The 11,656-nt window shown below is 41.0% G+C and carries 10 protein-coding genes; 4 read left to right on the forward strand and 6 right to left on the reverse strand.

The window, feature by feature from the left end:
• Nucleotides 1–24: 24 nt before the first annotated feature.
• Nucleotides 25–771, forward strand: coding sequence for a Uma2 family endonuclease (locus G1O98_RS22525; protein ID WP_163932072.1), 747 nt, complete (start codon nt 25–27; stop codon nt 769–771).
• A 131-nt stretch (nt 772–902) separates the two neighbouring features.
• A complete protein-coding gene (locus G1O98_RS22530; RefSeq protein ID WP_163932075.1) occupies nt 903–2,039 on the forward strand; it encodes an S-layer homology domain-containing protein in 1,137 nt (378 codons plus the stop codon).
• Nucleotides 2,040–2,274: 235 nt separating this feature from the next.
• On the opposite strand, the gene G1O98_RS22535 is transcribed toward G1O98_RS22530, so the two are convergent.
• On the reverse strand, nt 2,275–2,709 hold the full coding sequence (locus G1O98_RS22535; RefSeq protein WP_012407766.1) for a CAAD domain-containing protein: 435 nt from the start codon (nt 2,707–2,709) through the stop codon (nt 2,275–2,277).
• A gap of 943 nt (nt 2,710–3,652) precedes the next feature.
• Here G1O98_RS22535 and G1O98_RS22540 point away from each other — a divergent pair.
• Nucleotides 3,653–5,377 carry an ATP-binding protein gene (locus G1O98_RS22540; protein WP_163932078.1) on the forward strand — a complete coding sequence of 575 codons (1,725 nt, stop codon included), beginning with the start codon at nt 3,653–3,655 and terminating at the stop codon, nt 5,375–5,377.
• A gap of 125 nt (nt 5,378–5,502) precedes the next feature.
• Here G1O98_RS22540 and G1O98_RS22545 read toward each other — a convergent pair whose 3' ends face one another.
• The 4 genes from G1O98_RS22545 to G1O98_RS22560 form a co-directional block, all read right to left on the reverse strand.
• Nucleotides 5,503–6,204: a carbonic anhydrase gene (locus tag G1O98_RS22545; protein ID WP_163932090.1), complete on the reverse strand. Its 702-nt coding sequence runs from the start codon at nt 6,202–6,204 to the stop codon at nt 5,503–5,505.
• A 28-nt stretch (nt 6,205–6,232) separates the two neighbouring features.
• Entirely contained in the window at nt 6,233–6,544 is a 312-nt protein-coding gene (locus tag G1O98_RS22550) for a P-II family nitrogen regulator (protein WP_163932081.1), read from the reverse strand.
• A 4-nt stretch (nt 6,545–6,548) separates the two neighbouring features.
• Nucleotides 6,549–7,517, reverse strand: coding sequence for a sodium-dependent bicarbonate transport family permease (locus G1O98_RS22555; protein WP_012407762.1), 969 nt, complete (start codon nt 7,515–7,517; stop codon nt 6,549–6,551).
• A gap of 494 nt (nt 7,518–8,011) precedes the next feature.
• A complete protein-coding gene (locus G1O98_RS22560; protein ID WP_175586814.1) occupies nt 8,012–8,485 on the reverse strand; it encodes a lipocalin-like domain-containing protein in 474 nt (157 codons plus the stop codon).
• A gap of 288 nt (nt 8,486–8,773) precedes the next feature.
• On the opposite strand from G1O98_RS22560, the gene pcrA reads away from it, so the two are divergent.
• The gene (gene pcrA / locus G1O98_RS22565; RefSeq protein ID WP_163932084.1) at nt 8,774–11,095 is read left to right on the forward strand and encodes a DNA helicase PcrA; all 2,322 of its coding nucleotides are present in this window, start codon (nt 8,774–8,776) and stop codon (nt 11,093–11,095) included.
• Between the two features lie 51 nt (nt 11,096–11,146).
• Here the strand turns inward: pcrA and G1O98_RS22570 are convergent, their stop codons facing one another.
• Nucleotides 11,147–11,440, reverse strand: coding sequence for an antibiotic biosynthesis monooxygenase (locus G1O98_RS22570; protein WP_163932087.1), 294 nt, complete (start codon nt 11,438–11,440; stop codon nt 11,147–11,149).
• Between the last annotated feature and the right edge of the window lie 216 nt (nt 11,441–11,656).

Consider the following 11,656-nt stretch of genomic DNA (forward strand, 5'->3'; position numbering starts at 1 on the left):
TACGAAGAGTGCAAAGGTAGCGTTATGACCTCTGTAACCAATCCAGCCAACGCCCTCACTCCTTTTCCCTTCCCGGATCATACTCAACCTCCTGAGTCCGATGGTACGTTCGTGTTCGCGGAGCGTGCCGGAGGCAAAAATTGGCAAGAGCATCCCCAAAGCATCCTACTAACTGACTCTATTACACCTATCCTTAAACAATTAAATCCTGAAGGTGAATACTGTATAGGGCAAGACTTAGGCATTTACTGGCGCTTAACCGATCCCCCGGAAAAAGGCGCAGAAGCACCAGATTGGTTTTATGTACCGAATGTACCATTTTTGCTCAATGGGCAAACGCGACGTTCTTATGTGTTGTGGCGAGAGTTTATTGCCCCGTTGATTGTTTTAGAATTTGTCTCTGGAGACGGTAGTGAAGAACGGGATCAAACTCCTTTGAAAGGTAAATTTTGGATTTATGAGCAAGTCATTCGTCCTCCCTTCTACGGCATTTATGAAGCGAGTAAAGCCAACCTAGAAGTTTATCATCTGATTGAAGGACAGTATCAGATTTTACCAGCAAATGAACGAGGACATTATCCCATTGTTGCTTTGGGTGTTGAATTAGGTTTATGGCTAGGAGTTTATCAGAATGTGGAATTACCCTGGCTGCGTTGGTGGGATTTACAAGGTAATTTGTTGTTGAATGGCGATGAAAGAGCAGAACAGGAACGCCAAAGAGCCGATCGCCTAGCTGCCCAATTGCGTAGACGCAAAGCGGCTTGTCGTTAGACATCGCTCGGCATTGAACCAGAAGCCTGATATTTTACTACGAATTACGAATTAAAAAGGGCTGGTGTAAAAGAGTCATCTGTGGCTTAATTTGTTTAGACACAAATTTTACTGCTACCAGGGTAATCACGATGACAAATAAACCTCCTTCCGAACCGGAGTCATCTCAGAGAACTGCCCTTGGCTTTGATGAATTTATAGCCATTCTGGTTGCCTTCACCACTATCGGAGCAATTCTGTTTTGGTCATTGTCCCGCAGGGATTCTAGCTGGAACTTCAACGGGTTGCTGTCGGCTTCTTCCACTCCTTCGCCTAGTGTTCAACCAAATCAAGTATTGCCTTCCCTTAATTTCAAGGTAGAACCAAATGTAGTCCCTAAGACAGTTTTGCCCTATTCTCTACCGGAGGCTGTTGTTGAACCCAAGACACCTTCATTGCCAACTAACAGCGCTGCTCCTAACCGTGGAGTGTTACCATCTGCTCAGGTAAGCCCAACTCAACCCTCACAACCACAGACACCTGTACCCTCTTCAGCAGTACTTGAGTCATCAATTAAATCATCAGCGCTGCCTTTAGTAACTCCAGCAAAACAAAAATCTATTATTCCGCCACCAATTGCATTTAACGATGTGCCCACTAACTTTTGGGGTCGGCGTTTTATAGATGTTCTTTCTTCTCGTAGTATTCTCAAAGGGTTTCCTGATTATTCTTTTAGACCAAATCAGCCTGTAAACCGCGCCGAATTTGCAGCGATTGTGCAAAAAGCCTTTGACCAAGAACCGTCTAAGACTGCGATCGCATTTGAAGATGTACCAACAAAATTCTGGGCAACTCCAGCAATTGGCCAAGCCATCAATGCCGGATTTCTCAAAGGCTACCCGAAAAAAACCTTCAAACCACAACAAAATATTTCACGAGTGCAAGTTTTGGTTGCCCTTGTTAGTGGGTTGAATTTGAAAGCGCCCACTTCGCCAAATCAGATTTTAAGTGTCTATAAAGATGCTAAAGATATTCCACCTTATGCTATTAGCAAAATAGCTGCTGCTACAACCAATGGTCTGGTAGTTAACTATCCAAACCCACAAATTCTTGCTCCCAACAAAGTAGCTAGTCGAGCTGAAGTAGCGGCGATGATTCATCAAGCTTTAGTAAAACGGGGCAAGTTGGAGGCAATTTCATCTCCAAGTATAGTGCGATTGCCCAGTGCATCTCCAGAAACTTCGCGCACTCCCAAGGTTAAATTGTCGCCAGGAGGCTCGTCTCGGTGAGTTTGTTAGAGAAAGTGTTCAACAAAGAAGCAGAGGAGAAAGATTCTTAACGATCCTTTATTCCTCTGTTTCTTGGCCAACCCATTGCAGAAAATTCAAAATTCAAAATTCAAAATTCAAAAATTTTTGATTTTGATAAAAGTCTGATCTAAGGCTTCCTTAGATCAGACTCAGAGGGTGATTTTGAATTAGATTATTTGCGTAGAGTCTTTGCAGGATAAGCGATATTTAGATATCAAGCTTCTGGAATTTTACCAACCACTTGTGATTTTAGAGTGGTGATTTCACTAGTTAACTCTTTCCTAGTTGAGGCTTTGAGTAAATAGCGGTAAACAAACCAGGCAGAGTAACCAATCCCTATCAACTCAAAAGTAGGCGCTACTAAAGGGATATCATTCAAAGCATCTAATATTGCCAAGAGTACTTTAACACCAACAATTGATCCTACAATTAAACCAACTGTTACTAGAGGTTGCTTATATTCATTAAAGAAGCCTCCCACATATTCTGGCAATGTTGCTAAAAATGTAGAAACTTGCTCCCCGTATTTTAGCCATTCATCTTGAGACTGTGCGGGAGGCTGGACTTTTGTGATGGTTCCCGTTTGGGTGTTGATCTCTGCCACTGTAGTTTCTTTGGATGCGGTTTCAGTAAAATCTTGTTCTGGCATTTTCACTCCCATTAATTTGACAGTTGAGTTTTTCTAATCTGGATAATTGCAACCAAAAGGCTGTTGGTTAGGTAATGCACAAGCGCATCAGTACAATTGATTAAAGGGCACAAAAGGGTTTTAGTGTCCTTTAACTATAATTGCCCCGTAATATCTACTGCATCAACTACAAGGTAGACAGTCAGTAGGAGGATAGAATTCAGAAGGGAGTAGGATGTATTATAATCGTCCTTCTGAGTTCTTTTCTAAATCAACTGGAATCCTCTGGTTGTGATTATCTCATTCCGTGTCATTTGTTCATAATCGTACTAAATCTAAGTACAAATAAGGCAAAATCAGCCCACCTCTCATTTATATAAGCCTAAAAGCCGATTTTAGCCAATATTAAAGCTATCTTAAGCCGGGTTCGTCAATTAACGCATTCGTATTGATATTAATACGTAATAAAAGTTTTTGTGTATTCACATCGACTAGACTTTCAACCTATTTTATGATAAATGTGCTGGTGATTGGGGATGAGGCAGAAATAACCAATGCCCCATGCCCCATAATCAAACCTTTTGTTTTTTTCCTGATTGTATTAATTTTATAAGGAAGCAGTAAGGTAGACTAGTGGCTTACCTGATGTCAAGAACTAATTGCTATCAACTGTATATTGAGGAAAGTATTGTAGTAAGGAGAAGACGGTCTCAGACAGGTCTTTAGTTCGGGCAATTATTTGTTACTGTTGAAAAAAGTGAATTCGGTTCGCTATCAGTAAGTGTACTTAGCAACATTGCTATCAAAATAACTCGTAGTATATGAGGTTATGCGAATTATCTACTAAGCAATGATTTGCTGTTGCTATAAAAGAAGATAATGTAAATGTTAATAACCAATTAAACTGTTTGTACAAGCTAAACTGATTTGGTAATTTTTGCGGGAAGGCAAGGAGGTTTGAGAAATGCCAACTCAAAAGCCAACCCTTATCGATAGCAGTTCAGAAATCAAAAAAGTGTCAGCCGAAGAGCCATCGACAGACGAACTACCGACTATAGAATTTCCCTCACGAGGGAAACTCAAAGCCAGTTCTTGGCGCATCCATCAAAAAATTGGCTATGGGTACTTTGTAGCTATCGGAATTGGCTTTTTTGGAGCGCTAACTGGGTTAGTGATTGCCAACTACTACCGGGGAAGGGAAGTAAGGCAATTCAATCAAGCTTATGAACAAGGACAACTACTGAGTAATTATAGAGATGCAGTAGTAGGGGCGCAATTACATAGCTCTAATCTAGTTGCTGTATTAGAAAATTCACAGCAACTACAAACCAAAAAAGCTGATTTTTTGAAGAATGTTGAAAAAGCCAAGCAATTAGAGTCAAAAATTTCTGGATTTATTGACAGTAAACCTAAAAGACTAGCGGCAACAAGTTCGACTTTACAGACGCTATTGCTAGATTACAAGAATAATTTAAAAGCTTACGTTGACCAAATCGAGGCTGTCTTACAGAAAATTGACTCCCAACCAGCGCAGCCTCAGCAAATTTCTGCTGCCCGATCGCAGTTATTGACAATTATGCGTGGTGAAACAGCCATGCGCCTAGATCAGCTTTCTGAAAGTTTGGCTAATATCCTGCAAACTGCTGAAGATCAAGAGCAAGAAAGGCAAAAAGCCGTTGAGCAGGCAAAAATAGTTGAGCGATTTATCGTAATTATCAGTATGCTCGTTTCGGTGGCGATCGCAGCTATTGTAGCTTGGCGTACCAGTCGAGCGATCGCAGAACCAGTTATCACCGTCACCCAAGTAGCTGAACAAGTGGCGCGGAAACATAATTTTGATTTGCGAGCACCCGTCACTACTGAAGATGAAATTGGCCTACTTGCCAAATCTCTAAATCGTCTGATTGAGCGAGTATCTGAGCGAACCAAAGAACTACAACAAGCTAAAGAACTAGCCGAAGCTGCTAGCAAGGCAAAAAGCGTATTTTTAGCCAATGTCAGCCACGAATTACGCACACCATTAAATGCTGTCATTGGCTTGAGCCAACTTCTAGAAGATGATGCCACCGATCTTGGTTTATCAGCAGACTTTATCACCGACTTAGAAACAATTAACGCTGCTGGTAAGCATCTACTGCACTTGATTAACGAAATCCTCGACTTGTCAAAAATTGAAGCGGGGAAAATGACTCTCTATCCAGAAACATTTGAGATTGCGACGCTAATTAATAACGTCGTTCTCACAGTCAAACCAGCTATAGAAAAAAATGCCAATGTTTTAGAAGTGCATTTTGATGAGCAACTTGGCACCATGTACGCCGATCAAACTAGGATGCGGCAGGTGTTGTTAAATTTACTAAGCAACGCCAGTAAGTTTACTACAAATGGCAAGGTGACGCTGACAGTCAATAGAGAAAAGGAGGAATTACGACTGGATGCTCCTTTGGGTATGATTACTTTTACCGTTACCGACACAGGTATAGGTATGTCTAACCGTCAACAGCAGCAGTTATTTCAACCTTTTACCCAAGGAGATACTTCGACTACGAAAAAGTATGGAGGTACAGGACTGGGCTTGGCAATTAGCCGCCACTTTTGTCAGATGATGGGTGGTGAGATTATTGTCAAAAGTCAGCCGGGACTTGGTTCTACTTTTACTATTCGTCTACCAATGACTGTGCAGGATTGAAGGGATTGGGAATTGAGAATTGGGAATTGGGAATTGGGGTAAAACAGTTTTGTTAGCGGTAGCGGGGCGTTTAGCCCGTTCTGAGTAAGGAAGTGAGATTTCTCACTCAGAACTAAAATGTAAACTCAAGTAATAATACTTACCTTGCCTGTATCCAAGTCGTAGCGACCGCCCACGATTTTCAATTTACCTGATTGCACCTGCTCACTTAAAAGCTTTGATTTTTGCAACCGTTCAATTTGATATTGCACATTTGCTACCACAGCATTTTCAACCGCGTCACCTGGCTGATCCTTGACCTTTTTCAGGGCTGGCTCAATTGCCTTCACAAACGTACTAATATCACCGGGTAATGATTCCTTTTGTACAGCTGCGGTTACAGCCCCACAACGTTCATGGCCCATCACCATCAGCAGTGGAGAACCTAATAAAACAACGGCATATTCAATACTGCCGATCGCTTCATGTGTGGCAATATTTCCAGCAATCCGAACATCAAAGATATCCCCGATGCCCTGATCGAAAACAATTTCTGCGGGGACTCGTGAATCAGCACAACTAAGAATAGTTGCAAATGGATGTTGAGCTTGAGCAACTTCCTGCAACCGCAGCGCAGATTGATCGGGGTATTGGGGGTGATGTTTAACAAATCGCTGATTTCCCTCTATCAGCTTTTGTAATGCTTCATCGGGACTGAGAGATTCAGGGGAATTTGGGGGGATTTCGGCAGCTTTAGCCTGTTTAACCTGCCAGAGTAAATCGCTGGCAGTTAGCATCATTCCAAAGGCCCCGGTCATTCCCAACTTCAAAAAGTCACGACGTTCCATGAAATGCTTCATTGAATTTATAACTCTCTTAAATCGACGCGATACATCTGACAGAGCGAATTTCCATCACATCGGAAACGTAGCAAGTACCTCCGAACTTATTGAGGAGTGGTCTGATATTTTCGACAACACGCTTGAGTTCTTCTGGCATACAAAATGCGAGGATGTAAACATTATCAAGCATGGTCATGTCTAAATCTTCTGTCGTTCCTCGTAATCCTTTACCAACAACATTTCTAATGACGGCATGACTATGTACACCGGACTTGTCTAAATTATCTAAAATTTTGGCAAGCTCAAAGGAGTTGGCGATAATTTCTATCCTTTTAACTACGTGCATATTATTACCTCCAGAATAGGTTAATTCCGTAGAGATATAGCGGAATTCCCACAATAATATTGAACGGAAATGTGACTGCTAGAGCGGTAGAAACATATAGGCTGGGATTTGCTTCGGGAACAGTCATCCGCATCGCCGCCGGGACAGCAATGTAAGAAGCACTGGCACACAATACAGCGAATAACAGCGAATTTCCCGGAGGCATACCGATGAATTTGGCGATCGCTAACCCAATGCCTGCATTGAGTATAGGAATTAGTATGGCAAATAAAATCAGGAAAACTCCGGTTTTTTGCAAGTCTTTAATTCTTCTGGCAGCCACCAGTCCCATATCCAGTAAAAAGAAGGTGAGAATGCCATAAAACAACCCTTGAGCAAAGGGTTCTAATACGTGCCAACCACGTTCTCCTGTCAAGACACCGATTAACAGGCTACCAACTAGGAGAAAAACTGAACTATTAAGAAATGCTTCTTGCAAAACTTCTGACCAAGCAAACTCTCGCTTTTCATCGGCGGTGAATATACTCACCAAGATCAGACCAACAATGATCGCCGGAGATTCCATCAGGGCAAGAGCTGCTACCATGTAACCATCATACTGAATACCAAGCTCACTAAGAAAAGCGCCAGCAGTGATGAAAGTGACAGCACTGATAGAACCGTAGGTTGCAGCGATCGCAGCCGCATCGTAAGTATCCAATTTCCACTTCAGGATAAAAAAGGTGTAAATTGGAACAACACAAGCCATCATCATTGCTGCTGCGAGTGTTAGAATTACTTCTTGATTAAGTCCGCTTTTGATTAGTTCTACCCCTCCTTTAAAACCAATGGCAAACAGCAGATACAACGAAAGGAGTTTAGGCACTGGTGGGGGAATTTCTAGATCAGACTTGACAAAAACCGCAGTCATGCCTAAAAAGAAAAACAGAATTGGCGGATTCAAAATGTTGGATACAATTAAGCTCAGATCCATATCCACCTATCCTTGTATTGGTTAAACCTGAAATTAAAGAAATTTTTCATCTTTAAAAACTTAACGGTTGAATCGTGATGTATTGTGTATCGCTACCCCATGTCAATTGGGTACTCAAGGAGTGAATTGTCCTATTCGTGACAATACTTATTGATTAGGTGTTAAACAGCGCTGATAACAGAAAAAGTGAGAGCTTGCCCAACATTTTTTGATGTTGGATTCCCCGTCGCTGATCTTACGACAGAAAGTGTAGGGAGAACTCGCGATCAACGTATTTAGCGTAGAAAAAATTAATGTATTGTAGGGGCAATTTATGAATTGCTCCTGTACAAATCTTGCTTATAGCAATTTTCATTTATTTGAACCACATATATTTTAAAGGTACAGCAGAGTATTGCTCATTGGTATGAACTTAAGACCAAACCCCTTTAAAATCTCGTTTCTAGCTTGTGAGTATAAATACTTTTCATTGGGCTGCTGCCGCAAGTTTGGCTCTATGACTCTATACGTTGCCAAACTAGCTCAAAAACCTTTGAGACACCGTTGCTCATAGTCGGAGGTGTCTTTAACGTAACTTGGTTCTCTCTCAAAGTGAAAATACGAATTAAATCTGTATCGACTCGATTGGGAATAGATGCAATTTCTATATGATGGGTAACAATATTGCCACTTATAGTGTAGGTTCCAGCATAAGCACTGAATGTAGAGAATGCTTGTGCGCGTTCTGCAATGGTTACTAAATTTATGTCTTGGCTCAGTGGCGAGTGTATATCCCCATTTAGTAGTGAGCGGTCGCTCCTGGAAAGGATAACGAGTATCCGCCCTTCATGTGTATAGGTAATGTAACCGTTTGGATTGCTTCCATAGGCTTGTCCCTCCACAGTTCCGTCGTCAAGTGTTGCACTTACTGAAATTAATTTCCAAGTTCCGAGCAAAGGATTATTTTGTGCCAACGAGAAATCAGACATCACTAACTCCCATACAATTAGCGAAGATCGTCCAGGAGCAATTATTCTAACTATTAACTCCCCCCATGCCCTTCAATTGGTTCATCCTAATGAACCACACCGATTTGGAATGTGCCTTTGACTGACAGCATAGCTTTTTCTTGCTTCTACATAAATCATGATACAGTACCATTCTGGTTAAGAAGATTGCCACACAATCTTTATTGACCAAGTTTCGTTAGGATATTGTAACCTGGGCAATAGCGACTCTCTATTGATGTGACACCAGGCGATCGCTTTTTCACATCCATGACAACAACCATCGACTTTCTCAGTCACCTTAACCCTAGTCAACGTCAAGCTGTCGAACACTACTGCGGCCCGTTGCTAGTTGTTGCCGGCGCAGGTTCCGGTAAAACACGAGCGCTGACTTATCGCATTGCAAATCTGATTCTGAAACACAAAGTTGATCCAGAACATATCCTGGCGGTTACTTTTACCAATAAAGCCGCGCGGGAGATGAAAGAACGGATTCAACGGCTGTTTGCTGAACAACTGGCAATGAAACAACACGGACAGCGATTGGATTTGTTGACAGAATACCAACAAACGCAATTGCGATCGCAAGTTTACAAAAACACGATCAAAGACTTATGGTGTGGCACTTTCCACAGTCTATTTTCTCGCATTCTCCGTTTTGATATTGAAAAATACGTAGACGAAAAAGGACGCAAGTGGAATCGTAATTTCTCTATTTTTGATGAATCAGATGTAATCAGTCTGATCAAAGAAATCGTTAATAAAGAGCTAAATTTAGACGATAAGAAGTTTGATGCCCGCTCTGTTCGTTACGCTATTAGTAACGCTAAAAACCAAGGTTTATCACCCCAAGAATTTGAGCAAGACCAACCAAATTATCGCGGACGGGTAATTGCCCAAGTTTACAATTTATATCAAGATAAGTTAGCACAAAATAACGCTCTCGACTTTGACGATCTTATTCTTGTACCTACTAGATTATTTCAACAAAACGAGCAGGTATTGGGTTACTGGCATCGCAAATTTCGTCATATCCTCGTAGATGAATATCAAGATACTAACCGTACTCAGTATCAACTGATTAATTTATTAGTTACTAATGGCGAAACCAAAAAGAGCGAATGGCAATGGGAAAATCGCTCAGTTTTTGTTGTTGGTGATGCAGACCAATCAATTTACAGCTTTCGGATGGCAGATTTCACCATCTTGCTAGGATTTCAGGAAGACTTTGGCGATGGTTTGGTAGATGATGACACCCGAACGATGGTTAAGCTAGAAGAAAACTATCGTTCTTGTGAAAACATTCTGCAAGCGGCTAATGAACTGATTGAAAATAACACCCAACGGATTGATAAAGTCCTGAAGGCGACGCGGGGATCGGGTGAACAGATTACTTGTCACAAAGCCGATGAAGAACTTGCAGAAGCGGCATTTGTAATTAATCAAATTAGTACTTTAGAACAGCAAAATCCAGAGTTAAACTGGGGTAGTTTTGCTATACTTTATCGGACGAATGCTCAATCTCGTCCATTTGAAGAATTGTTGGTGAAATATCAAATTCCTTACACAGTTGTGGGGGGAATGAGGTTTTACGATCGCAAAGAAATTAAAGATGTCGTCGCTTATTTAAGAGCGATAAATAATCCAGCTGATACAGTCAGTTTATTGCGAGTTATTAATACTCCCCGGCGGGGAATTGGCAAAACCACTATTGATGCTTTGATAAACGCATCTCAGCAATTAGGGACAACTTTGTGGGAAATCCTCAGCGATGAAACATCAGTTAATACATTAGCTGGACGAGCGACAAAAGCTGTAAATAACTTTGCCGCAATGATTAGCCGTTGGCAAGGACAAGTCGCCACGCTTCCCGTGACTGAGGTTTTGCAAGGAATACTAGAAGATTCTGGTTACGTTCAAGACTTGATGAATCAAGGTACAGACGAAGCCACAGATCGAGTACAAAACGTTCAGGAACTTTATAACGCTGCACTGCAATTTCAAGAAGAAAACGAAGAAATTTCCCTGCGAGATTTTTTAAGTAGCGCCGCCCTCAGTTCCGATTTGGATAACTTAAAAGAAGGACAGACAGCCGTTTCTTTGATGACTTTGCACGCTTCCAAAGGTTTGGAATTTCCCGTAGTATTTTTAGTGGGATTAGAACAGGGGCTATTTCCCGGCTACCGTTCCCTAAGCGATCCTGCATCTTTGGAAGAAGAACGTCGCCTGTGTTATGTGGGAATTACTCGCGCCCAAGAGCGGTTATTTTTATCACACGCGCGGGAACGCCGTTTGTATGGTTCTCGTGAACCTGCGATGCGATCGCAATTCCTCGACGAATTACCAGAAGAATTATTATCTACCAAACGCGCAAGTCGTCAAAGTTATACCAAAAGTGCCTCTACTTCTAGTGAAAAACAAGACGCAACCCAGAATTGGCAAGTAGGCGATAGAGTATTACACAAAACCTTTGGTCTTGGTGAAATCACCCATGTCTTCGGAACAGGTAATAAAATGTCTGTAGCAATTAAATTTGCCAGTTTAGGACAAAAAATTGTTGACCCAAGAGTAGCACAGTTGCAAAAAATTTGAAAACAAAGCCACAGATCCCCAACTTTTTTGAAAAGTTAGGGATCGTGTTTTTCATATTTCAATTTCTTCAAAGTGTTCAACAGTAGGAAATGGCTCATAAAAATGATGCAGAAGTTTTTTCCACTCTTGATACTCAGCAGAACTTCTAAATCCTACAGTATGAGATTCTAAAGTTTCCCATTTGACAAGTAATAAGTATTTTCTTTCGACTTCTATACATCTATGCAATTCATGGGATAAATATCCATCTATTGAGGAAATAATTTTAGAAGCTTCTTTGAAAGCAACTTCAAAATCAGATTCTAAACCAGGTTTGACATTAAGAATAACTGCCTCCAGAATCATAAAGTTTTGCGGTAACAATTGGACTAATGTTATTTAGTATAATTTTAAGCATATTTACTCATAAAAATGTGTGCATTAACTTTGTTTTTTAAGATGAACTGATTTTCTAAGCAAACCTTTCAATAAATTATACGTATTTTAAAAAGTGGGAAAAGTAGGAAACGTAGGTTGTTTTATTCTAATTATTAAATATTTGTGATATCAGTGGTACTATAC

Origin of the sequence: Nostoc sp. UIC 10630 (assembly GCF_010747425.1) — a bacterium.
Lineage (GTDB): Bacteria > Cyanobacteriota > Cyanobacteriia > Cyanobacteriales > Nostocaceae > Nostoc.